The organism is Nocardia sp. GCM10030253 (assembly GCF_042675075.1).
Classification (GTDB): Bacteria; Actinomycetota; Actinomycetes; order Mycobacteriales; family Mycobacteriaceae; genus Nocardia.
The window spans coordinates 125,255-149,058 of the sequence record NZ_JBHTDL010000016.1 but is presented as its reverse complement, the minus strand read 5'-3'; the positions used below and the strand labels follow the sequence as shown (position 1 = coordinate 149,058).

22 protein-coding genes are annotated in these 23,804 nt (G+C 65.3%); 15 read left to right on the top strand and 7 right to left on the bottom strand.

Features of this window, described 5'->3' with window-relative positions; all coding sequences use genetic code 11:
• The first annotated feature begins 141 nt into the window (after window positions 1–141).
• The 13 genes from ACFQZZ_RS32720 to ACFQZZ_RS32660 all read left to right on the top strand — a co-directional run bounded on the left by ACFQZZ_RS32720 (window position 142) and on the right by ACFQZZ_RS32660 (window position 12,395).
• On the top strand, window positions 142–492 hold the full coding sequence (locus ACFQZZ_RS32720; protein WP_378688562.1) for a bifunctional 3-phenylpropionate/cinnamic acid dioxygenase ferredoxin subunit: 351 nt from the start codon (window positions 142–144) through the stop codon (window positions 490–492).
• Window positions 489–1,712, top strand: coding sequence for an NAD(P)/FAD-dependent oxidoreductase (locus ACFQZZ_RS32715; RefSeq protein WP_378688559.1), 1,224 nt, complete (start codon window positions 489–491; stop codon window positions 1,710–1,712). Before ACFQZZ_RS32720 ends, ACFQZZ_RS32715 begins: the two co-directional genes overlap by 4 nt.
• A gap of 9 nt (window positions 1,713–1,721) precedes the next feature.
• Window positions 1,722–2,807, top strand: a complete 1,086-nt coding sequence (locus ACFQZZ_RS32710; RefSeq protein ID WP_378688556.1) for an S-(hydroxymethyl)mycothiol dehydrogenase — start codon at window positions 1,722–1,724, stop codon at window positions 2,805–2,807.
• The gene (locus ACFQZZ_RS32705) at window positions 2,804–3,430 is read left to right on the top strand and encodes an MBL fold metallo-hydrolase (RefSeq protein ID WP_378688553.1); all 627 of its coding nucleotides are present in this window, start codon (window positions 2,804–2,806) and stop codon (window positions 3,428–3,430) included. Before ACFQZZ_RS32710 ends, ACFQZZ_RS32705 begins: the two co-directional genes overlap by 4 nt.
• A gap of 1,076 nt (window positions 3,431–4,506) precedes the next feature.
• Complete coding sequence (locus ACFQZZ_RS32700) at window positions 4,507–4,905, top strand: molybdopterin-binding protein (protein ID WP_378688550.1); 399 nt, start codon at window positions 4,507–4,509, stop codon at window positions 4,903–4,905.
• Between the two features lie 6 nt (window positions 4,906–4,911).
• On the top strand, window positions 4,912–5,694 hold the full coding sequence (gene modA / locus ACFQZZ_RS32695; protein WP_378688547.1) for a molybdate ABC transporter substrate-binding protein: 783 nt from the start codon (window positions 4,912–4,914) through the stop codon (window positions 5,692–5,694).
• A gap of 395 nt (window positions 5,695–6,089) precedes the next feature.
• On the top strand, window positions 6,090–6,848 hold the full coding sequence (modB, locus tag ACFQZZ_RS32690; protein ID WP_378688544.1) for a molybdate ABC transporter permease subunit: 759 nt from the start codon (window positions 6,090–6,092) through the stop codon (window positions 6,846–6,848).
• Window positions 6,845–7,894, top strand: coding sequence for an ABC transporter ATP-binding protein (locus ACFQZZ_RS32685; RefSeq protein ID WP_378688541.1), 1,050 nt, complete (start codon window positions 6,845–6,847; stop codon window positions 7,892–7,894). The genes modB and ACFQZZ_RS32685 overlap by 4 nt, the downstream gene beginning before the upstream one ends.
• Before the next feature lie 490 nt (window positions 7,895–8,384).
• Window positions 8,385–9,098, top strand: a complete 714-nt coding sequence (locus tag ACFQZZ_RS32680; RefSeq protein ID WP_378688538.1) for a M24 family metallopeptidase — start codon at window positions 8,385–8,387, stop codon at window positions 9,096–9,098.
• Window positions 9,099–9,216: 118 nt separating this feature from the next.
• Window positions 9,217–9,426 carry a molybdopterin-binding protein gene (locus ACFQZZ_RS32675; RefSeq protein ID WP_378688535.1) on the top strand — a complete coding sequence of 70 codons (210 nt, stop codon included), beginning with the start codon at window positions 9,217–9,219 and terminating at the stop codon, window positions 9,424–9,426.
• Window positions 9,427–9,553: 127 nt separating this feature from the next.
• On the top strand, window positions 9,554–10,573 hold the full coding sequence (locus ACFQZZ_RS32670) for a hypothetical protein (RefSeq protein ID WP_378688532.1): 1,020 nt from the start codon (window positions 9,554–9,556) through the stop codon (window positions 10,571–10,573).
• Between the two features lie 285 nt (window positions 10,574–10,858).
• Window positions 10,859–11,812: a hypothetical protein gene (locus ACFQZZ_RS32665; RefSeq protein ID WP_378688531.1), complete on the top strand. Its 954-nt coding sequence runs from the start codon at window positions 10,859–10,861 to the stop codon at window positions 11,810–11,812.
• A 226-nt stretch (window positions 11,813–12,038) separates the two neighbouring features.
• Window positions 12,039–12,395 (top strand): hypothetical protein, encoded by a 357-nt coding sequence (locus ACFQZZ_RS32660; RefSeq protein ID WP_378688529.1) that lies wholly within the window; start codon window positions 12,039–12,041, stop codon window positions 12,393–12,395.
• Window positions 12,396–12,710: 315 nt separating this feature from the next.
• On the opposite strand, the gene hutG is transcribed toward ACFQZZ_RS32660, so the two are convergent.
• From hutG to ACFQZZ_RS32640, 4 genes are read right to left on the bottom strand one after another with little or no spacing between them, the layout of a single operon-like run.
• On the bottom strand, window positions 12,711–13,706 hold the full coding sequence (gene hutG, locus ACFQZZ_RS32655; RefSeq protein ID WP_378688526.1) for a formimidoylglutamase: 996 nt from the start codon (window positions 13,704–13,706) through the stop codon (window positions 12,711–12,713).
• On the bottom strand, window positions 13,703–14,884 hold the full coding sequence (hutI, locus tag ACFQZZ_RS32650; RefSeq protein WP_378688523.1) for an imidazolonepropionase: 1,182 nt from the start codon (window positions 14,882–14,884) through the stop codon (window positions 13,703–13,705). The genes hutG and hutI overlap by 4 nt, the downstream gene beginning before the upstream one ends.
• A gap of 5 nt (window positions 14,885–14,889) precedes the next feature.
• Window positions 14,890–16,590 (bottom strand): urocanate hydratase, encoded by a 1,701-nt coding sequence (hutU, locus tag ACFQZZ_RS32645; protein ID WP_378688520.1) that lies wholly within the window; start codon window positions 16,588–16,590, stop codon window positions 14,890–14,892.
• On the bottom strand, window positions 16,587–18,023 hold the full coding sequence (locus ACFQZZ_RS32640) for a purine-cytosine permease family protein (RefSeq protein WP_378688517.1): 1,437 nt from the start codon (window positions 18,021–18,023) through the stop codon (window positions 16,587–16,589). The genes hutU and ACFQZZ_RS32640 overlap by 4 nt, the downstream gene beginning before the upstream one ends.
• A 209-nt stretch (window positions 18,024–18,232) precedes the next feature.
• Between ACFQZZ_RS32640 and hutC the strand changes: the two genes are divergently transcribed.
• Window positions 18,233–18,985 carry a histidine utilization repressor gene (gene hutC, locus ACFQZZ_RS32635; protein ID WP_378688514.1) on the top strand — a complete coding sequence of 251 codons (753 nt, stop codon included), beginning with the start codon at window positions 18,233–18,235 and terminating at the stop codon, window positions 18,983–18,985.
• A gap of 134 nt (window positions 18,986–19,119) precedes the next feature.
• Here the strand turns inward: hutC and ACFQZZ_RS32630 are convergent, their stop codons facing one another.
• Both ACFQZZ_RS32630 and ACFQZZ_RS32625 read right to left on the bottom strand, forming a co-directional pair.
• Window positions 19,120–20,862 carry a M15 family metallopeptidase gene (locus ACFQZZ_RS32630; RefSeq protein WP_378688609.1) on the bottom strand — a complete coding sequence of 581 codons (1,743 nt, stop codon included), beginning with the start codon at window positions 20,860–20,862 and terminating at the stop codon, window positions 19,120–19,122.
• A 109-nt stretch (window positions 20,863–20,971) separates the two neighbouring features.
• The gene (locus tag ACFQZZ_RS32625; protein WP_378688511.1) at window positions 20,972–21,667 is read right to left on the bottom strand and encodes a DNA polymerase beta superfamily protein; all 696 of its coding nucleotides are present in this window, start codon (window positions 21,665–21,667) and stop codon (window positions 20,972–20,974) included.
• 255 nt (window positions 21,668–21,922) lie between these two features.
• On the opposite strand from ACFQZZ_RS32625, the gene ACFQZZ_RS32620 reads away from it, so the two are divergent.
• Complete coding sequence (locus ACFQZZ_RS32620; protein WP_378688508.1) at window positions 21,923–23,119, top strand: glycosyltransferase; 1,197 nt, start codon at window positions 21,923–21,925, stop codon at window positions 23,117–23,119.
• A 305-nt stretch (window positions 23,120–23,424) separates the two neighbouring features.
• On the opposite strand, the gene ACFQZZ_RS32615 is transcribed toward ACFQZZ_RS32620, so the two are convergent.
• The gene (locus ACFQZZ_RS32615; RefSeq protein WP_378688505.1) at window positions 23,425–23,586 is read right to left on the bottom strand and encodes a hypothetical protein; all 162 of its coding nucleotides are present in this window, start codon (window positions 23,584–23,586) and stop codon (window positions 23,425–23,427) included.
• Window positions 23,587–23,804 lie beyond the last annotated feature (218 nt).

Here is a 23,804-nt window from a genome sequence, read left to right as displayed (position 1 = left end):
TGGTCAACCCGATTCGGGGGTCTGTCAACAGCTGGAAACCAATTGTTCATAAATTGGCCTCGGGGTTGACGACGACCGTAAACGGCCCCACACTGTTGCGTACTGCGATTACTGTTGCGTCATCAGCAACTTGGAGGGCTAATGGGATCGACTGTGCAGCGACCGGCGACATCCACCACGGACCTGTTCGTCGCGCATCTGACAGACCTGCCGGTCGGCGAAGTCGCGACAGTGCAACCCGACGGGGCCACACCGATCGCCGTATTCCACACGGAGGACGGGCTTTTCGCGATCGACGACACCTGCACCCACCAGGACGCCTCGCTGGCCGACGGCTGGGTGGAGGGTTGCACGGTCGAATGCCCGCTCCACGAATCCTGCTTCGACCTGCGTACCGGCGCGGTGTCCGGCCCGCCCGCCAAGATCCCCGTTCGCACCTACGCCGTGCGCGTGCTCGACGGCGATGTCGTGGTCGCTACGGAGTCGTCATGAGCGCGGCGCGCTCGGTGGTCGTCATGAGCGCGGCGCGCTCGGTGGTCGTCATGAGCGCGGCGCGCTCGGTGGTCGTCGTCGGCGCGTCGCTGGCCGGGTTCTCCCTGGTCCGCACCCTGCGCGAGCACGGCCACGAGGGCAGCATCACGGTTGTCGGCGACGAACCACACCCGCCTTACGACCGGCCGCCGCTGTCCAAAGAGTTCCTCCGCGAAGACGTCGACATCGCGTTGAGCGACGAATCCGCCACCGAAGCAAGCTGGTTGCTCGGGCGGCGCGCGGTCGGGATCACCACAACTGCCGCCGGCCCCGGGGTCACGCTGGACGACGGAACTCAGCTCGCCGGGGACTCGCTCGTGCTCGCCACCGGCGCCCGCGCCCGCACCCTCCCCGGCCTCGGGTCGCTGCGCGGCGTGCACACCTTGCGGACGGTCGACGACGCGCACGCGATCCGGCATTCGCTACGCACGGCGCGCACGCTTGTCGTGGTCGGCGCGGGCCTGATCGGTTCCGAAATCGCCTCCACCGCAGCCGCTATCGGCATCGCGGTAACCATTGTCGAGTTATGTCCGGACCCACTCACCGCGGTATTCGGCCCACACATCGGGCCACTGTGTGCCGCCATGCACGACCCGCACGGCGTCCGATTACTGACCGGTGTCGCCATCGACCGATTCCTCGGCGACGAGCACGTAAATGCGGTGCAATTGACGGATGGAACCGTACTGTCCGCGGATGCCGTGGTGATCGGAATCGGTGCCGTGCCCAATACGGAATGGGCCGAGGACTCGGACCTGCATATCGACAATGGTTTTGTCACCGATTCGCAGTGCCGCACGTCGTTACCGGGGATATACGCCATCGGCGACTGCGCCAGAAGCTACGACGAAGCAACCGGCGTCCACCACCGATCCGAGCACTGGACCAACGCGACCGTCCAGGCGCGTATTGCGGCAGCGGCCATTCTCGGAGCGCCACAACGACCTACCGCGGCTCCGTATTTCTGGTCGCGGCAGTATGGACGAATGCTTCAGTTCGCGGGCAACTGCCGACCGACCGACGAGGTCCGCTTCGTCGACGGCGACCCGTCTACCCCGTCGCTGACCGCACTCTACGAGCGGGATGGCGCACCGGTCGCGGTGTTCGCCATCGACAACCCTCGCCTATTCACCAGGTACCGCAAGCACATCGAGCGGCTCACCCCGATCCCTACTTCATAGGAGGTTTTCGTGTCCGAAACCGTCCGTGGCGTTATCGCCCGTAGCAAAGGTGCGCCGGTCGAGATCGTCGATGTCGTGATCCCCGATCCCGGGCCACACGACGTCATCGTGCGTATCCAGTCCTGCGGGGTGTGCCACACCGACCTGCATTACCGCGAGGGCGGCATCAACGACGAATACCCTTTCCTCCTCGGACACGAAGCCGCTGGCATCGTCGAAACCGTCGGCGACGCCGTCACCCATGTCGCCGAGGGCGACTTCGTCATCCTGAACTGGCGCGCGGTCTGCGGCGAATGCCGCGCCTGCAAACGCGGCCGCCCGTGGTACTGCTTCGCCAGCCACAACGCAAGCAAAAAGATGACCTTGGCCGACGGCACCGAGCTCTCCCCCGCCCTCGGCATCGGCGCCTTCGCCGACAAGACCCTCGTCCACGAAGGCCAATGCACCAAGGTCGACCCGAACGCCGACCCCGCCGTCGCCGGGCTCCTCGGCTGCGGCGTGATGGCAGGTATCGGTGCCGCCATGAACACCGGAAATGTCTCCCGCGGTGACACCGTCGCGGTCATCGGCTGCGGCGGCGTCGGCGATGCCGCGATCGCGGGCGCGCGGTTGGCGGGTGCGAGGACGATCATCGCGATCGACCGCGACCCTCGAAAACTGGCCTGGGCCAACGAATTCGGTGCCACCCACACTATCAACGCCACCACCGACGACGTCGTGGCCAAGATTCAGGAACTCACCGACGGGTTCGGCGCCGACGTCGTCATCGACGCCGTCGGCCGACCCGAAACCTGGAAACAAGCCTTCTACGGCCGCGATCTGGCAGGCACGGTGGTGTTGGTCGGCGTCCCCACCCCCGACATGACCCTCGATATGCCGTTGATCGACCTGTTCTCCCGCGGTGGGGCGTTGAAGTCCTCCTGGTACGGCGACTGTCTGCCCGAACGCGACTTCCCGGTGCTCATCGACCTCTACCACCAAGGCAGGCTCCCGCTGGAACGGTTCGTCACAGAACGCATTGCCCTCGACCAGGTGGAGAAGGCCTTCGACGCGATGCATGCCGGTGAGGTGCTGCGCTCGGTGGTTGTGCTGTGAGCATCCGCATCGATCGGGTGGTCACCTCCGGCACCTTCGCATTGGACGGCGGCACCTGGGACGTCGACAACAACGTATGGCTGATCGGCAACGATGACGAGGTCCTCGTCATCGACGCCGCTCACAACGCCGACGCGATCATCGACGCGGTCGGCAACCGCAACGTCGTCGCGGTGCTGTGCACCCACGGCCACAACGACCACGTCACCGTCGCACCGGAACTGAGCAAACGTCTCGACGCCCCCGTCCTACTGCACCCCGGCGACGACCCGCTCTGGCGCATGACCCACCCCGATGTGGACTACCGATCACTGGCCGACCTACACCGAATCACCGTGGCAGACACCGACATCGACATCCTCCACACCCCCGGCCACTCCCCGGGCTCGGTCTCCCTGCACCTGCCGGAGGCAGCCGCCCTCTTCACCGGCGACACCCTCTTCTCCGGCGGCCCCGGCGCCACCGGCCGATCGTTCTCCGACTTCGACACCATCATCGATTCGATCCGCGACCGCCTCCTGACCCTCCCCGAGGAAACGGTCGTCCACACCGGCCACGGCGACACCACCACCATCGGCACCGAAAAGCCCGCCCTCGCCGACTGGATCGCCCGCGGCCACTGACAGCACCGCACCGAACGCGACCTTGCTGCGGCAAACATCGAGAACACACCCCAACGTCCTCACACCCCGTCTTGCAACTCCACATCCGGTATAGGCGGTGTGACGTTGCAACACCGGGTGTGAGGACGATCTTGTCCGACAACGCAAGCACAACCAGCCAGGCCGGAACCCGACACCACACACCCGACAGCAGGGACAGTCGGGCCGGCACCCGACGCGCCCAGCACTGCCCCTGTCAACAACGCAACAGCCAGCGCGGCACCCAAACCAACCCAAGTCGCGACACCACCCTCCCAACGACCGCAATGCACCCCCACCACCGCATGCACTGCCATGTCGATACCACCACAAACCAACGCACACCCTCCCGCCGCGAAACGCCCCATGCCGTACCCGATCAGCACCACCGGACACACCTACTTCGAACCGAGCACCCGACACACGGGGTGTCCAGCTGTGACACGTGGTGTCCGGTGGCGAACTCACTAAGCGGGTGCCGCCACAAACCAACGCGCAGTGCTCATAGGCGTATCCCGCCCACAACACCCAGCGCCGTACCCGATCAGCACCACCGGACACACCTACTTCGAACCGAGCACCCGATACACGGGGTGTCCGGCATTGACACGGGGTGCCCGGTAGCGAACCCCCAGTGGTGGCGGCGAGGCGGTGTACCTCATCTGCGAACGAGGTGAGGGTTGATTTCCTTGGATGCGGGCCAACCGAGTCGCGGGGAACCGCTGTATCCGATCAGCACGAGCGGGACACACCTTCTTCGAACCGGACACCCGATACACGGGGTGTCCAGCTGTGACACGTGGTGTCCGGTGGCGAACTCACTAAGCGGGTGCCGCCACAAACCAACGCGCAAGGCGTATCCCGCTACAACACCCAGCGCCGTACCGATCAGCACCACCGGACACACCTACTTCGAACCGGACACCCGGCACACGGGTGTCCGGCTGTAGCACGGGGTGTCCGGTGGCGCGCCCGTTGGACGGGGCGGGAGGAGGGGGTCCTCGTCTGCGACTGCGTTGGGGCTTGATTTCCTTGGATGCGGGAATATGCTGCCGGTTGTGTCGAATTTGCGGATCAGTGAAGCAGCTGCCCTGATGGGGGTCAGTGATGACACCGTGCGGCGGTGGATCGATCAGGGGCGGCTGACTGCTGTTCAGCTGGATAGCGGTCGGAAGGGGATCGACGGCCGGGAGCTGGCGGAGTTTCTGCGGGCCAATGCGGAGGCGCCCGAGCCGGGGGTGACGGTTGCGGCGTCGGCTCGGAACCGGATGCGCGGCATTGTGACGCGGGTGGTCAAGGACACCGTGATGGCGCAGGTCGAGATGCAGGCCGGGCCGTTCCGGCTGGTGTCGCTGCTGAGCCGGGAGTCGGTCGACGAACTCGGGCTCGAGGTCGGCAGCATCGCGGTCGCCTCGGTCAAATCGACGCATGTCGTTGTCGAAATACCAGAAAGTTGATTGAGGATGATTCGTACCATCGGCATCGCGGCGGCTGCCACCGTCGCCGCACTGACCATTGCGGGCTGCGGCTCGGATGACACGTCCGAACCCGCTGCGGGCTCGGGCACGATCAGCGGCACCGTCACCGTGTTCGCCGCGGCCTCGCTGACCGAGACCTTCAACGAGCTCGGCAAGCAGTTCGAGGCCGCCCATCCGGGGGTCAAGGTGGTCTACAGCTACGGCGCGAGTTCGGCGCTGGCCGAGCAGATCAAACAGGGCGCGCCTGCCGATGTGTTCGCCTCGGCCGCGCCGAAGAACATGCAGCAGGTCGTCGACGCGGGTGAGGTCACCGCAGCTCCGGCAACCTTCGTACGCAATCGCCTCGAAATCGCCGTCCCCAAGGGCAATCCCGGCCACATCACCGGGCTGGCCGACTTCGGCAAGTCCGAACCGAAGATCGCTCTGTGCGCCGAACAAGTCCCGTGCGGGGCGGCCGCGCAGAAGGTGTTCGAGGTCGCCGGTATCACTCCGCAGCCCGACACCAGAGAACAGGACGTCAAAGCCGTGCTGACCAAGGTCACCCTCGGCGAAGTCGATGCCGCACTGGTGTACCGCACCGACGTCAAGGCCGCTGGCGACAAAGTGGAAGGCATCGACTTCCCCGAAGCCACCAAGGCGATCAACGACTACCCGGTCGCCCCACTGGCCAAGGCGCCGAACTCCGCAGCAGCCGCGGCATTCGTCGATTTCGTCAAATCCGACCAGGCCCGCCCGGTGTTCGCCAAGGCGGGATTCGACACGCCGTGATGGGAGCTACGGCGGACAATGCAAGCGGCGACCGGCCGTGACCCGAGCAACGACACCAGAACAAGCAACCTGGAGACGGCGACCGCTCGAAAGCCGAACAACGACACCGCAACGGACAACGGGGAGTCGACAACCACTCGATAGTCGAGCAACGCCACGACAACAGGCAACACAGAGCGGCAACCGCTCATGACCCGACCAACAACACCACAACGAACGACCCGGAGCCGACAACCACTCGAAAGCCGAGCAACGCCACGACAACAGACAACACAGAGCGGCAACCGCTCATGACCCGACCAACACCACAACGAACGACGCGGAGTCGGCGACCGCTCATTAGTCAAGCAACGGCACGACGGCGGGCGACGCGGGGGCGACGGCCGCTCGTTCTCATGCTGCCAGCCGTCTGCGGCCTGGCGTTCTTGCTTGCGCCGTTGCTCGGGCTGTTGCTGCGAGCGCCGTGGGCTTCGCTGCCCGACCGGCTGCTCAGTGCCGAGGTCGGTCAGGCACTTCGGCTTTCATTGGTGAGCGCGAGCCTGGCCACGGTGATCTGCCTGCTGCTCGGAATTCCATTGGCGTGGTTGCTCGCTCGCGCCGAGCTGCCTGGGCGTGGGCTGGTGCGGGCGCTGGTCACCGTGCCGCTGGTGTTGCCGCCTGTGGTCGGCGGCGTCGCTCTGCTGCTCGTGCTCGGCCGGCGTGGGTTGATCGGCCGGTATCTGTACGAATGGTTCGGCGTTTCACTGCCTTTCACCCCTGCGGGCGTTGTTATCGCGGAGGCATTCGTGGCCATGCCGTTCCTGGTGATCTCCGTGGAGGGCGCATTGCGTGCGGCCGATCCGCGCTACGAGGAGGCGGCCGCGACACTCGGTGCGTCGCGCTGGCTGACCTTTCGGCGCGTGACCTTGCCTTCGGTGATGCCAGGTGTCGTCGCGGGCGCCGTGCTGTGCTGGGCTCGTGCACTCGGCGAATTCGGTGCGACGATCACCTTCGCGGGAAACTTCCCCGGCAAGACGACCACCATGCCGCTGGCTGTCTATCTGGCACTCGAATCCGATCCCGACGATGCGATCGTGCTCAGCCTGGTGCTGCTCGTCGTGTCGGTGGCGGTCCTTGTCGCGTTGCGCGAGCGCTGGATTCGGGGGGCGGTATGACCATCGATGCCGAATTGCGGGTCACCCGAGGGAAATTCGACCTCGACCTGACATTCACGGTCGCACCCGGCGAGGTTGTCGCACTGCTCGGCCCCAACGGCGCGGGCAAGACCACCGCGCTGCGTGCGCTCGCGGGCCTGACTCCGCTGACCGATGGCCGGATCCGCCTCGACGAATGCGACTGGGACGCACCACCGAAGGTGTTCGTGCCCGCCGAGCAGCGGGAAGTCGGCGTCGTCTTCCAGGACTACCTCCTGTTCGGGCATATGACCGCAGTCGACAATGTCGCGTTCGGGCTCCGCGCCCGCGGGCACCGGCGCGGCATTGCCCGCGACCGGGCGATGACCTGGTTGGATCGGGTCGGCCTCGCCGAATACGCGCACGCCAAGCCACGCGCGCTGTCCGGCGGCCAAGCGCAGCGGGTCGCACTGGCTCGCGCATTGGCCACCGACCCGAAGCTGCTGCTGCTCGACGAGCCGCTCGCCGCCCTCGACGCGAGCACCCGATTGCAGGTGCGCGCCGATCTCGCCCACCACCTGTCCGACTATCCAGGTCACACCGTGCTGGTCACCCATGACGCGCTGGATGCCATGGTGCTTGCCGACCGCCTCGTGATCATCGAAAACGGAGTCGTTGTCCAGCAGGGGCCGCCGAGCGAGGTCGCACGCAGACCGCATTCCGACTACGTCGCAAACCTGGTCGGCCTCAACCTCTATCGCGGCACCGCCGACGGCACCACGGTCGACCTGGACGACGGCGGCACCCTCACCGTGACCGAACCAAGCACCGGCCGAGTGCACGTGGCATTTCCACCGAGCGCGGTCGGCCTGCACCCCGAACAACCCGCGGGCAGCCCACGAAACACCTGGCCGGTCACCATCGTCGGCATCGAACAGCACGCGTACACCACCCGCGTCCGTCTCGACGGCAGCCCACCGGTGCTCGCCGACGTCACCCCCGCCACCGTCGCCGACCTACGCCTGCACCCCGGCACCCACCTCTGGGCCGCCGTCAAAGCCACCGAAACCCACACCTACCCGGCATAATCCGACAAATCTTGCCCACACCCAAGGCACCCAAGGCACTCACCGACGTCACCCCGACACCATCACCGCCCTACACCTCACCCCCGGCACCCACCTTCGGGCCGCCGTCAAAGCCACCGAAACCCACACCTACCCCGCACGATCCGACACATCCCGCCCAAGTCCAACACGGCCGTCGCACTCACCGACGTCAGCCCCACCACGGACACACGCCTACCCCCGACACACCTCTAGAGCGCCATCAACACCACCGAAACCCACACCCACCCAGCACGATCCGGCATGTTCTGCCGACGCCCGGCACGGGCAAGCGGCGCTCGAGCCCGGTCGGTTCCACTCCGCCGAGGTCGTCATCACGCCCGCGAAGGTGCGCTACGACGAACGACTCGTGGATGGCTCACCCCTCGGTCGTGACGACCGCGTCATCCATGCCATCCTTCCCATGGCAGCAGACCTCGTTCTGGCTGGGCGCTGATCTAGGGTCGAATGCATGGAAACACTGGACCTCGACGAGTCGGAACGCATCTCGGCGCTGTTGGACGCCGAGGCCAAAGCGACGGCCCTGTTCGACGCGGTCGTAGCTCGCGGAATCATCACACCCGGCGCCACCGAGTCCGAAGTCAGCGACGCCGTGCGTGACCTGGCCAACGACATGTTCGGCACGCGCAGGTTCTGGCACAAGCGCATTGTGCGATCGGGAATCAACACTCTCGAGCCCTATGCCTCGAAACCGCCGAATCTCGTCATCGAGTCCGATGACATCTGCTTCCTGGACTTCGGGCCGATCTTCGCCGACTGGGAAGCCGACTTCGGCCGCACCTATGTCCTCGGCGACGATCCCGCCAAGCTGGCGCTGCGTGACGCATTGGAACCACTGTGGCAGCAGGGACGCGACTACTTCGACGCCACCCCCGACATCACCGGCGAGCAGCTCTACACCTGGATCGTCGACCGTGCCACCGAACAGGGCTGGGAATTCTCGGCCCCGATCGCAGGCCACCTCGTCGGGGAGTTCCCGCACAAGCAGATCTCCGGCACCGACATCACCACCTACGTCGCCCCCGACTCCACCGCCCCGATGCGACGCCTCGACCCGACCGGCCGCGCATGCCACTGGATCCTGGAAATCCACCTCATCGACCGGGAACGCAATATCGGCGGATTTTTCGAGCAGCTATTGGACGTGCGCCCGCTCGGCGAGTAGCACGGGTCGATCTCGCCGACACACAACACTCGAAGGTTCGCCTGACAAGATCGGGCAGCTGATCGACACCGACCGCAGACACGGCTCTCTCGCGACTGCGCTGCGTATGCTCCCCTCCATGCGACTGAGCACGCGCAACCAGCTCGATGGAACCGTTCTCTCGGTCACCCGAGGCGAAGCGATGGCCGTCGTGCGAATCCGGCTGACCGGCGGAGACGAGATCACCTCCTCGATCACCAGGGACGCCGCCGACGACCTCGGACTCGCCGAAGGCAAACCGGTCAAGGTCCTCATCAAGTCCACCGAAGTCTCGCTGGGCGTCGAGTAGAGCAGGGCGAGGTTTCCGCCGACCCCCATCTATAGGAAGGGCCATCGAGAACCGGTGTCTTCAGCCTGGGAACTCGGACTGTGACGACCGCCGTCACGGCCGGTCGCATGCGTCCCCGGAGGCTTACATGTCCCGCACCACACCGTCCCGGCCGGTCGACGTCGCGGCAGTGTTCCCCGCCCTGGCACCGCTGGCCCGGACCGTGACCCGGCTGCACCCACGCCCCGGAACGCCTTCGCCGCACGAGAGTTCGGTCGGCGGGCCGCTGCTGTGGCCGGCGAGCGAGCCATGGCCGCACTGTCACGGCCCCCACGAGGCGGACTGGATGAACACGTTTATGTCCCCGGCGGACGCCAGACGGACGCGGCGGATCCACGCCGCCGCATACGACAGGGCATTGAACGCGGAGGAGCGGGAGATCCTCGACCGGATCGACGACGATGTCGAGTTGCCCGAAGATCCGATAGCGATGCTGCCGGTCGCGCAACTGTACGTGCGTGACGTGCCCGGTTTGTCCCCGCCTTCGGGGGCGGACCTGCTGCAGGTGTTGTGGTGCCCGTTCGACCACGACGCGGACCCCGAAGCCGCGGGCATGCCCAAAACTTGGATGTTCTGGCGGTCCGCCGCTACGGTCACCGACATCCTCACCGACCCACCGGAACCGCCCGCGGTGCAGAACGGCGCGGACTATGTACCCGTGCCGTGCACGATCGACCCGGAGCAGGTGATCGAGTATCCCTCCGGGTCGGACCTCGAGGGTGAGCTGCGCGAGCAGGTGAACCAATGGACCATGCGCGAGATCCCCGGCGTCGAGTTCGGCGATTTCTCCGACGACGATAATCCGTACCGCGATTTGTGTATCGCACCCGGATGGAAGGTCGGTGGCTGGATCAACTGGGGAATGACCGACCCCTATCCTCAACCCTGTCGCGCCTGCGGCACCCCGACAGAGCCGTTCCTTACGATCGCAACCCGCGAGTGGCACCCCGGCATCCGCCACTGGATCCCGTACGAGGACCAGCATGCCGGCAGGACCGACACCCGGTACCCCGAACCCAGCGGGATCGACATCCGCGGCGGCTACCACCAGATCATTCGCGTCTGCCCGGCGTCGCCCGACCATCCACATGCCCTACTGATGCAATGACCCAGAACCGGCCCGACACCTAGGACGACGGCCGCTGCGGCTCCGAGCGCGAGCGGCCTCCGAGCGGCCGTTGATCCGGGCCAACTTTGGTGACAGCACCCGATCGAGGCGACGTTCGCCGGTCCGTGGAATCACCCGAGCGACTGGTGTCGAGATCGCCTGTCGTAATCCGCTCTCCCAGCTGGATGTAACAAGTCGTCGGTTACGCGTGCCGAACGAACCCGGACTGAGGGATCATGAGCATTCGGAGCGGCCGGACGCTCTCCCGCGCGTAAGGAGGTAGCCGTGAACGCACTGGTTATCGTCCTGGTATGCCTCGGTTACCTCATCATCATCATGATCACCAACCGCGGCTTGATAGCCGGACCGCGCAAGCGCTTGCTGCTGACTCAGGTGGATCTGGCGCGGGAGCGCGCAACGATCATCGGAGCGCGATCCAGCCGCGATGAAGCGACAGAAATCGCGCGCGCGACGATCGAGGCGTCCCTCGACAAGCTGAGTGGCCCGACACCGGCGCAGCGGCGATCGCCCGTTGGCTGGATGCGTAAGCGGCTCGCGTGGCTCTTCGACGCGCCGCTCACCCAGCTCGCGGCCGATCTGCAACATTTGAATGCGGTGAATCGGCGGTTCGTGCAACTCGTTCCGGAACCCGACCTCATGACCTACGGCGCGCAGATCATCGCCCGGTTGCAGGCACTCGACGACAAGGAGGCGGGGCGATTAGGGCGACAATTACACGACGCCGAAACGCCGAACAGTAAGCGGATCGTCATCGAGCGCGCCCATGAGCTCGTGCACGAACGCGAAGATGCCGGCCTCGTTACCGAATTCGACCATCAACGCGTATCGCTGTGGCTCGCCCTCGTCGGCCTCGACGGTGTCATCGCAATAGGGATAGTTCTCGGACACGAGGTGACGATGTTGATGGGTGCGCTCGGCGGGTTCCTTGCCCCCACGGTCAGCTCGCTTACCAACCGAAATACACCGTCCTCGTGGGGAGTTCGGGTGCTGAGTCCGGTCGGCGGCGCGCTGACCGCGGTGGGCGGTCTACTGCTGGTGGCCCTGTTGTCCGATGCACGGGTCAATCTGCTCGGGTCGATCTTCCGTGACGTGTGGGACAAGCCGACGACGCCGATTGCCCTCGCGCTCGCATTGCTCTTCGGTTTCTCGGGCAGGCTCTTCTCCAGCATGGCGATTCGCGCGTCATCACAGCTGGGTGCCAAATCCGACGACGGCTAGGTCATGTCTCTGACCGGTGGCCCGCCACGCCACAGTCTCGGCCAGGTGCTCGCCGATACGGGGAGACATGACCTAGAGCTAACCCCCGATATGCACTGCGGGACACCCGCACCCACATAGTGGTGCTAGCACGACAAAATCGCACCATTACGTCGTTTCTATTGCAACACAATGGATTTGAGCCGTAGCTTGGGTTCGGGTCGGGGTCATCGAGTAGGAGTAGTTCATGGGTAATCGGATCGGGCTTGGCATCGGTGTTGTCTCGACCATATTCGTGGCGGCACTCACGGCGACCGCCCCTCAGGCGGCCGCACAGGAGTTGGCTCCTGGCCTCGTATGCGAGGGCGTCGCCTGCGATAACAACACCGAGAACACCTACACCCTGTCCGGCACTGCGACATGCAAGCAGGACCGGCCCGACCGCATCGGTTCGCACGGCATTCGGGAGAACCGCCTTCCCCGCACCAATTGGGGCAAGGTCACCGGAAGGATCACTCCACACGGCCGTGTCACCGACTTACAGGTCACGTGTTTCGGGCGGTACAGCGGAGGAACATTCGAGACTGCCACCGTCGTGGGCTGACCGAAGCTTGTCCTGCTCGAAAACTGGTGCTCGCGGCACAGACCGCGCCGCGGTCGATCATGGCCGCAACGCCTGCCGCCCGGAGCTGCCCATGCTGCGGCGATCCCGTTCGAGTGTGGTCGTCACGACCCCTCGTTCGTGACGTCCCACTCGATCCGGTGGCTTCCTTTCGTCGAGCACCTCCCTCGATATCGGCGTCGACTCACACGTCGTTCGACAGCCGGTATCGCAGGCCGATCGCCCGATGACCCGGCTACGCGTCGTGGCGGCTCCCGGTAACAACCATGCCCGGAGTCCGCAACGCCCCTCTGCTCCTCATGGAAGCTGCTGTAGCCGCACGTGTCTGGTGACGATGCGATGGACCAGTCGCGCCGCCGTGCGCGCCGTGCGATTGTCGATGTCGAATTCCGGGTTGAGCTCGGCCACATCGCACACCGCGAGTTTCCCGCTTGCGGTGAGCAGGTCGGCGACGAGTTGGATCGTCTCCAGGGGCACACCGAAAGCGGCGGGGGCGCTGACACCGGGGGCTACTGCGGCGGGCAGTACATCGAGGTCGATCGTGAGGTAGACGAGATCGACTCTGCCGAGGAAGTCCTGCACGAAATCCTGTACGGCGGTGAGGTTTCCGATACCGCATTCGTCGTCGAACAGGTAGCGGACGCCGAGGCGGTCGGCGGTGTCGAACAGCGCCGCCGTATTACTCGGCTGGCTGATGCCGACCACCGCGTATTCGACGGAGGTGTCCGCCGCACTCGCCGCATCGAAGATCTGCCGGAACGGCGTGCCCGAGCTGGGGATTTCATCCGATCGAAGGTCGAAATGGGCATCGAGATTGAGGATTCCGATGCGCGGGTGCACCGTCAGCAGCGCCGAATCGGCCAAACCTCGATAGGTGCCCAAGGCCACCTCATGGCCGCCGCCGAGAACCACAGGGAAGTGCCCGGCATCGAGGGCAGCGCGCACCGTCGAACCCAGTTCCCGCTGGCCCGCGTCCAAGTCCTCGTCGACCGGCACGGTGCCCGCATCGAAAGCACGAATCGGGGTGGCGAGTGCCATCGACGCCAACGCCTGCCGTAGCGCACGTGGTCCCGCGGCAGCACCGCGGCGACCCTTGTTCCGGTGTACGCCTTCGTCGCTGGCGAATCCGATGAAGACGCATGAGGCCAGCTTGGACTGCGCGGCATACGGCTCCACCACGTGATGCCAGCGCAGGTGCTCTACCCCGCTGCCGTCGTCACGTCCGGTCCACGGCTCGAAGGCAATCGTCACCGGAATGGGTCGCACTATTGTCTCCTTACCCGCAATACTCATCGATCAGCGGTATTGACCGATGCACCGGCCCGCCAAACCTGTTGAATCAGTGGAACTCCCGGCCGGTAGGCGAGATGCACATAGGACGGGGCGTCCAAAGCGATCGCATCCGCCCTCGCTCCTGGACGCAGAGTGCCGATGTCGTTGCGCCGCAGCGCCCGTGCCCCGCCCGCGGTCGCGGCCCACACCGCCTCCTCGGGTGTCATGTGCATGTCCCGCACCGCGATAGCGATGCAGAACGGCAGGCTCGTGGTGTAGGAGGTGCCCGGATTGCAGTCGGCGCCGAGTGCGACGGTCACACCGGCGTCGATGAGCGCCCGCGCGTCCGGGTACTTGTTGCGGGTCGAAAAGTCCGCGCCGGGAAGCAGAGTCGCCACTGTCGAGCTGTGGGCGAGCGCATCGATGTCGGCTGCGGTGACATAGGTGACGTGATCGACGGACGCGGCGCCCAGCTCCACCGCGAGCGCGACGCCGGGGCCGGTTTGCAGCTGGTTACCGTGCACTCGCGGCACCAGCCCCTTGGCCATACCCGCGGTGAGCACCGCGTACGCCTGATCACGATCGAAGGCGCCACGCTCGCAGAACACATCGATCCACTTGGCATGCGGCGCACACACATCGATCATCTCGTCGCAGACCATCCGCACGTAGTCGTCGGCGCGGCCCGCGTACTCCGGTGGTGGGACGTGCGCGGCGAGCAGCGTGACTTCGTCGGTGAACTCGGCCGCGATCTTGGTGCTGCGCAGCTCGCTCTCCACCGACTGCCCGTACCCCGTCTTGCATTCGACGGTCGTGCTGCCCCCGCGCAGCGATTCGTTCATCAGTCGCCGGGTGTTGGCGCGCAGCTCGTCGTCGGTGGCAGCCCGGGTCGCCGCGATCGTGTTGCGAATGCCTCCCGCCGCATACGGCGTTCCCGACATCCGCGCTCCGAACTCCTCGGCACGCTCACCTGCGAAGACCAGGTGCGAATGACTCTCGACGAAGCCAGGCAATACCGCACGGCCGCCGAGATCTTGCCCGCGGTCGCCGCTCGGCGCCGCACCGGATTTACCCACCCACTCGACTACGCCATGGTCAAAAACAATGGCGGCATCATGGATTACGCCGAGCGGGCCGTCACCGAGGTCGGGATCATTCGTGACGAGGGTGCCGATGCCGGTGAGAACAGTGGATCCCATGGCGCTCAGGCCTCGGCCATCGGCACGCGCACGCCGCGCTCTTTGGCGACATCGTTGGCGTGCTCGTAGCCGGCATCGGCATGCCGGATCACCCCCATACCGGGATCGTTGGTCAGCACCCTGGTCAGCTTCTCGGCGGCGAGGTCGGTGCCGTCCGCGATGCACACCTGTCCGGCGTGGATCGAGCGGCCCATGCCGACACCGCCGCCGTGGTGGATCGATACCCACGACGCACCGGATGCGGTGTTCACCAAGGCATTCAGCAGTGGCCAGTCCGCGATGGCGTCGGAACCGTCTGCCATCGCCTCGGTCTCGCGATACGGCGAGGCCACCGACCCCGAATCCAGGTGGTCACGCCCGATGGCGATCGGCGCGGACAACTCACCGGAGGCCACCATCTCGTTGAACTTCAGCCCGGCAAGGTGCCGTTCGCCGTATCCGAGCCAGCAGATCCGGGCGGGCAGTCCCTCGAATGCGACCTTCTCCCCTGCCATTTCGATCCATCGGCGCAGGTGCTCGTTCTCCGGGAACAGTTCCACGATCGCCTTGTCCGTGGCGGCGATATCCTTCGGATCGCCGGACAGCGCCGCCCACCGGAATGGGCCGAGACCCTCTTCGAACAGTGGACGGATATAAGCAGGCACAAAGCCGGGGAAGTCGAAAGCCCGGTCGTATCCGGCCTTTCGGGCCTCGTCGCGGATCGAGTTGCCGTAGTCGAAGACCTCTGCGCCACGATCGAGGAAGCCGACCATCGCCCGCACCTGGGCGGCCATCGCCGTACGGGCATCATCGGTGAACTTGGCAGGATCTTTGTCCGCCATCGCCTTCATATCGGCGAGGTCCATGCCGATCGGCAGGTACGCCAGCGGATCGTGCGCGGAGGTTTGATCGGTCACGATATCGATGGGCGCTTCCATCGCCAGCAGCCGCGGAAACACCTCTGCCGCATTACCTTCGAGTCCGATGGACAGCGGCTGCTTGGCGTCGCGGGCCTCGGTGGCCAGACGCAGCGCGTCCGCGAGGTCGACGGCCTTGGTGTCGAGGTACTTGTGGGCGATCCGGCGGTCGATGCGGGTCACATCGCAATCGACACAGATCGCGACGCCACCGTTCATCGTCACGGCGAGCGGCTGCGCGCCGCCCATGCCGCCGAGTCCCGCGGTCAGGGTGATCGTGCCCGCCAGCGTGCCGTCGCTGTTCGGGAAGCGACCCGATGCCGCCAGCTTTCGGGCGACGGCGCCGAAGGTTTCGTAGGTACCCTGCAGGATGCCCTGGGTGCCGATGTAGATCCAGGAGCCCGCGGTCATCTGCCCGTACATGGTGAGGCCGAGTTCCTCCAGGCGGCGGAATTCCTCCCAGTTCGCCCAGTCGCCAACCAGATTCGAGTTCGCGATGAGCACGCGCGGCGCCCATTCGTTGGTGCGGAAGACGCCCACCGGCTTGCCCGACTGCACCAGCATGGTCTCGTCCGACTTCAAGGTCTTCAGCGTGCGGACCATCGCGTCGAATGCCTCCCACGTCCGCGCGGCCTTGCCGGTGCCGCCGTAGACCACTAACTCGTCGGGGTGCTCGGCCACGTCGGGATCCAGATTGTTCATCAGCATGCGCAGCGCGCCTTCTTGCTGCCAGCCGAGCGTGGTGAGTTCGCTGCCGCGCGGTGCGGACACGTGGCGCGCGCCGGAGGTAGCCGTGGGGTGTGCGGTCATCGGGGGCTCCTTGTGGTCGCTAGATCGGCGGGATAGATCATCGACGCGGGCGGATTGCTGGTGCGCCGCGCAAGCGGGTAGTACAGGGCCGCGGTGACGACGATGCCGACGATCCAAGAGATGTCAGCGCCACCGAGTTGTTCGGTGATCGGTCCGGTGTAGAGCTTCTGGGCGAGGAACGGGATCTGGGCCAGTACGCCGATCACGTAGCAGGCGATGGCGGTGACGTTCCAGCGGCCATAGCGCGCGTCGGGATCGTAGAGCGCGGGGATATCCACCTTCTCTTTCGAGATCAGGTAGTAGTCGGTGAGGTTGATGGCGCTCCACGGGGTGAAGACCATGAGCAGCACCAGAACGAAGTTCTTGAAGTTGTTGAGGAAGTCGGCGCTGGCGCCGACCGCGACGACTACCGAGACCGCGGTGAAGCCGACGATGTACGCGGTACGGGCGGCGGCGGAAATCTTGGATTGCCCGTTGAACGCGGTCACCGTAGTCAGGATCGACATGAAGCCGCCATAGGCATTGAGGCAGTTGACGGTCAGCTTTCCGACAAGCACCACGAGGTAGATCAGCGTCGCGACGACGGCGGGCCCGGCAAGGTTGCCGACGAAGCCGACCTGGTCACCCAGGAATGCCTTGCCCGCCACCGCGGCGACCAGCGCACCGAAGGTCATCGCCCACTGCGACCCGATCACGCTGCCCGCGAAGGTCGACCAGAACGTCGCGCGAGCGCTCGTGTCGCGCGGCAGGTAGCGGGAGTAATCCGCGACGTAGGGCCCGAAGGTCAACTGCCAGCCCGCGCCGAGGGAGATCGCCAGCAGGAAGGTCGCGATGTCGAAGCCCTTGACGCCAACCACGGCCGACACGTCGTACTCGACGAACAGCCGAATCGCCAGGTAGGTGAATCCGATGACGCCGATGACCGTGGCGATGCGCCCGACGATATGGATGAGCTTGTACCCGGTCACCGCCACGAATGCGGTGAGTGCGCCGAAGATGACGATGCCGACGGTCGGGCTGTCGATATGCAGGATCTTGTTGATCGCTTGGCCGGCCAGCACGCTGCCGGTGGCGGCGAACCCGAGATACATCAGCACCACCAGTACGAGCGGAAGCACCGCGCCGAAGACGCCGAACTGGGCGCGGCTGGAAATCATCTGCGGGAGTCCGAGTCTCGGACCCTGCGCGGAATGCAACGCCATCACAGCGCCGCCGAGGACATTGCCGATCAGCAGGCCGACGATCGCCCAGATCGCGTCCGCCCCGAACACGACGGCCAGTGCGCCGTCGACGATCGCGGTGATCTGCATATTGGCGCCGAACCAGAGGGTGAACTGGCTGAACGGGGAGCCATGCCGTTCGTCGTCGGGGATCACGTCGATGGTGTGACGCTCCGGCGCGAGGACGACTTCGGATGGTTCGTCGATGGTCATAGGCCTGTCTCTCTTCCCGCGAGTCCGGCTGGTGCGGTGCGAGGTGCGCGGCGTGGCCCGCGATCTCGTACGCACTGTGCGCTGGCTCACGTTTTCCCGTGAACAGGATGTATAGTCCTGTATAGACAACCTCATGTCAAGCGCTGCCCGGCACGCGCCGACCACATGGGATGATCAGCGATGCAGTCAATGGATAAGGGGTTCGAATCGTGGCGATCGTCGACGCAGAGCTTGCTGCGTTGTACAACGACGCGGGAACCGAATCGGCTCCTGCTTATGAGCGCGTGAAGAATCTCGTTGTCGCACAGATCAATTCGGGACAGTGGTCCGAGGGCGATCAGCTGCCCTCGGAGAACCAGCTCGTCGCCGCACTCGGCCTGTCACGCATGACGATCAACCGCGCACTGCGCGAACTCACCGCCGACGGACTGATCGTGCGCATGATGGGTGTCGGCACCTTCGTCGCCCCACCGAAGACCGCATCGCCACTCTTCGAGGTGAAGAACATCGCCGATGAGATCCAACGACGCGGCCACCGGCACCGCACCGAGGTGATCTACGTGCGCCAGGAACACGCCGACACGGCCAACCCGGTCATCCAGGATCTGATGCGCGGCACAGTCTTTCACTCACTGATGGTGCATTTCGAAGACGACACGCCTATTCAGGTCGAGGACAGGTACGTCAATCCGAGCGAAGCCCCCGGTTACCTCGACCAAGATTTCACGCTGAAAACACCGAACAATTATCTGAGCGAAGTCGCGCCGCTGGAACGCGGCGAGCACATCGTGGAAGCAATCCTCGGCAGCGCGGACGAATGCCGCCTGCTCCGAATCAAGCGGTCCGAACCTTGCCTATTGATTCGGCGGCGGACGTGGTCGGCGCGAGGGTTGGTCAGCGCGGCGCGGCTGGTCCACCCGGGTTCGCGGAACCGCTTGGAGGGCACCTTCACCGGTCAATGAGCGACCAGGTCCACGGCACAAGCTGGCGGGCGCCTGTGTCGGGTCCGCCGACCACCGTCGGCGGACCCGAACCGTTGATGTAAGCGATCAGCCGGAAGGTTCTATCCCGAGCGGCTCGACCGCGTACGGCGCGCTCATCGGCGGCCGGCAACTGAACGACGACGACGGCCGTTGCCGGCCCGTATATCGCTCAGATCCACGTCCGACTTGGCCGCTATGCGTTTCAGCGCCTCCCAAATCTCGTCGTCGCCGGACGACTTGGGTTGAACCAGCATTCTCTCCGGTTCTTCAACGGGCGGCTTCGCCACAGCTGCGTTGACACCCCAGGCCTCCAGCCACACCGACAGCGGCACTTTCGACATGTTGATGTCGCTCGGCCCGAACGGCGGGGTGTCCTCGCGGTCGGAGTACTGATGACCGAACCAGCTGACGCCGGGCGGAGTCGCGGGCGGGCGGTCCGTACCGTAATAGCGCGGCACGATCAGCTTGACCGCGCGCAGCTCGATGTCGTTGATCCCGATGAGCAGGTCAGGGTTCGCGGTGAAGTTGGTGTAGATCGAGGCGGCGTGCTTGTTGCCGAAATACTCTTGGCCCTTCTTGATGAACTCCTTCACCCCCACGGTCTGATCGCCGCGAATGTTCCACTTCTCCCCGCCGTCCTCGACGTCGAGCATGAACGCCAGCTCCGGGAACACCCCACCGGACGACTCCAGCTGATCTTTGAAGGTGCCCCAGTTGTCACGGCCGGGCACCCAGAAGTGATAGGCGATGATCTTCTCGAGCTTGCCGCGGGCCACCATCTCCTTGGCGATACGCATGTTCTTCAAGAATTTCTCGTCGGCCTGATCGGCGATGGAGGCGCGGAAGGCAATTACCTTGTACGGGTAGGAGTCGTTGACATATGCGGCCTGGTAATGGCTGTAGTCGCCCCACTCGGTGATCGGTGGCTCATGGCCGTGGATCTTGTCCGGGTCCCAGTCCTCTGGCAGACGCCAACCGTCCTTGATCACCGCATTCCACTCACCTTCATAGACTCCGCCGTAGCCGAACAGCGGATTGGGCGGCCAGCCCTTCTCCATCTGCAACGTGGTGGCGGCCTTGGGGGTGAGCCCATCGTTCCATTTCTTCGTGACCGGCAGGTCCAGCGCCGCCTGCCAGCGGCCGAGCCCGTCTTTGGCCCACTGCGAGGTGCTCTCGTGCTCCCCGGAGATCGACTCCATCGGGCCCTCCAGTGGCCCGTAGTAATAGCCTGCCGGCAACGGGAAGGCCAACGGGTCAGGCGGGCCGAAGATGTTCAGATAGCCCTCGCGGAGCCGGTCGGCGAACTCGGCGATCTTCGGGCTCGTCGGAGGCAGCCCGATCTGGCAGTGCATCTCATCGACCCGGTTCCAGTGCCCACCCCAGAACACGGTGCCCTCGAACAACGCCAGCCCACGCTCGACCGTGTCTATTTGGTGCTGCGGCATAGTGTGGCGTTGCCAAGGAAGGGCCGTGGCATTGAGGTCGATGGCGGTGCCGGACAAGTGGTTGGAGTTCCAGACGTCGTTATCCTCACTCCAGCCCCAGTAGTCGCGAGGTCTGTAGACATCTATCGGGCGAACATTGCGGTGCCACCACGCGGCCCAGGCGGTCAGAATCGTGGCGGCGTCACCGTCCCGGATCTCGATGCGCACATTTCGAGTGCCTGGGACCAGAAGCGTCTCGCAGTCCCTACGATCACACTCGCGCCAACCATTCTCGGTTATGCGGTTACCAGGCATGACGATCACTTCCCTCTCACCGTTGATCACGGCTCTCGGTGAAGCTGACTTCCGCGGACTTTCCCACGCATCAGGCAGACGCGGGCCGCGAATTGAGAGGCGGTCTACTAGCGCCATCACCACTTCTGCAACCGCGGAAACAGACCCCGGTGGTGGTGGCCGGCACGAAACTCGCGAGTCAAGTATGGGACACGAGCCGTCGTGCCGTGCCAGTTTCGCGGTCCGATCAATTGTCCAGATGCGCGCGACGCAACCGCTGCAGAAAATCCTCCAGTGGAGCCTCGTCCGCACGCTGCGGCAATACAGTCTTCGCGGTGTCGAACTTCTGCTCGTACTCCGCGATCAGCGCTTTCGCCGTGGCCTCGCCGGATTCCTCCATCATCTGGCGGCCGAATTCGAAGTAGGGCTCGGGGTCGGGCAATCGGACCGGCAGCACTCCGGTCGTATAGAGCTCGTACCCCTGCCACAGCAGCCGCAGGGTATGTCTGGCGTGCTTGGCCAGCCGCGGATCGTGCAGTCCCTGGGTCTCACGGCGATGCAGCATCCGGCGGAACTGTGCCATCGCGTAGCCGAAGTACGAGTGCCGAACTCGCTGCGCCGACAGGAAACTCGACCGCAGGCTCACCAGCTCGGTACCGAAATCGGTTGCGACGGTGTAGTTGTCGAGCCACAGGATCTCGCTGACAGTGGGATTGCACGACAGGATCAGTCCCACCGCTTTGCCGACCTCGTGATAGGTGGCGTCCGCACCATCTCGGCCGTGCCGGGTACCCCGATCCCGAGTCGGCGGGTGCAGGCCGAGGAAGGTCCGCGTCGGCTCCACATAGACGCCGAGATAATCGACGTCGCTGGCAGGCGTGTCCAGCCCGTAGGCGAACGACCCGACGACACCCTCCAGCAACAGATCGTTCCGATCGCTCATCGCGCATCCTCTCCCCGCCTCCGAATGTGCCGAGTATCCGTGACTCGGATCGGAAACGACACCGAATATTCCGCCGTAGACACCCACGAGGTCGCCGGGCGCATTGCCCGAAAGGAGCCGAGCCACTCGTCACAACCGCAGCGAGCCTGACGAGTCACCACTCCGAAGCCGTCGTCACCGGTGGGGACACTTTGATCGTCGGACTTCCTATGGCCGACTACGGTCCACGCCGGAACACGCGAATAAGGAGTGGCGTTGCGGGTGCTGTTGTCGGCGAGCGGGACGCGCGGCGATATCGAGCCGGCCTTGGGACTCGCGCTGCGGTTGCGGGAGCTCGGAGCCCAGGTGCGGGTGTGCGCGCCACCGAACTTCGCGAGGCGCTTCACCGAGGTGGGTGTGCCGCTGGTGCCGTTGGGGCCGCCGATGCCCGGTTCGCATGGCGCAAAAGCCTCGCTGGCGGATCGGCTGGACTACGCAGACCAGTGGCCCGCATATCAGTTCGACACGATCTCCACAGCAGCCGCAGGATGCGATGCGGTAATAGCAACCGGCATTACGGAGATCGCCGGTCGGTCGGTCGCTGAGAAGCTGGGAATCCACTACCAGTACGCGAGCTACCAGCCGACCAGCCTGCCCTCGCCACATCATCCGCCGATGCCGCGGATGCCGGGCGATCGGCCTGCGCCGGAGTCGATTGGTAACCAACTGCAGTGGGAGATCGACGCCCAGGGGTGGAACGCGGAGTTCGGTGAAGCACTGGATACCCGCAGGGCGGCGCTCGGGCTGCCACCGGTGGGCAGTGTGCGCGACCATGTGATCACCGACCGCCCGTGGTTGGCAGCGGACCCGGTTCTGGGGCCATGGCCAGAATCACCCGGTCTGGACGTCGTACAGACCGGTGCCTGGATCGTGCCCGACGAACGCCCCCTCCCCGCCGAATTGGAGGCGTTCTTGGACGCGGGTACACCCCCGGTGTATATCGGCTTCGGCAGCATGCTGGTGCACAACGGCATCGCCGGGGTCGCGATCGAAGCAATCCGCGCGCACAACCGCCGTGTGCTCCTCTCCCGTGGCTGGGCCGAGTTGGCCGCGATCGACGACCTCCCCGACTGCATGGCCGTTGGAGAGGTCAACCATCAGGCGCTGTTCACTCGGGTCGCCGCTGTCATCCACCACGGCGGCGCGGGCACGACAACGACCGCCGCCCGGGCCGGCGTGCCTCAAGTGGTGGTACCCCAGATGATGGACCAGTCGTACTGGGCACGCCGGGTGGTCGGTCTCGGCATTGGCGCGGCCTGTGAGGACGCTGGTCCCGATACAGCGACATTTTCCGCCGCTCTCGACACGGCATTGACGTCCACCACCCGAGCGCGCGCAGGCGTGGTGGCCGGCATGATCCGCGCCGACGGGGCGACGTTGGCAGCGAAGTTGCTGATCGACGCGATTAGCTAGGGAAGCTGTCGGAATGCTGTAGGTCGCACAGGTTGCCGGGTAGCCCCAGGGAATCAGGCGCACCTAGCACTCCGCACCGATCAGCGTCTTACCGGTTCCGCACGCGGCCACAACCGTCGCCCGCCCTCGTTCGCCCAGCTCGATACAGACCTTCTCGGCAGCCTCGGCTTGGTGCGGCCACAAACCATTGCCCGACTCCACCGCACTCCGCACCGAAGCCCCCTGTCTCGAATGTCATTGGTAGCGGCGATGTTCGATCCGGCGAGCGCGGCCGACCAGGACCATCTCCCGGCACCTGGCGGCCGCTACGACTTCAACCACGCATCGATCTGATCCAGGCTGCCGCTGTAGACGGGCTCGCCGTCTTCGGCGGCCAACAGTGTCCAGCCGCTCGGTGGATGCTCGGCATGGACGAGTAGGTACCCGCCCTGCTCGGCCCGAGCCTCGAGGAAACGCACTCGCGCCACAAACGAATCCTGTTGCCGTGTCACGGACCGTGACCGCCTTTCGTTCTCGTTCACCAGGGCTTCCCCCAAAGTCGATGTCGGCGTGATGAATCGGGATGGATGCGTCCGGCGGCTACCAGTGCGTCGAACGCGGCGTGCTTGCGTTCGCAGTCGTGATCGCGGTGCAGCTGCATTGCCAGATGGGCGTCGGCGAGGGTGAACGGCCGACCGGGTGGGCC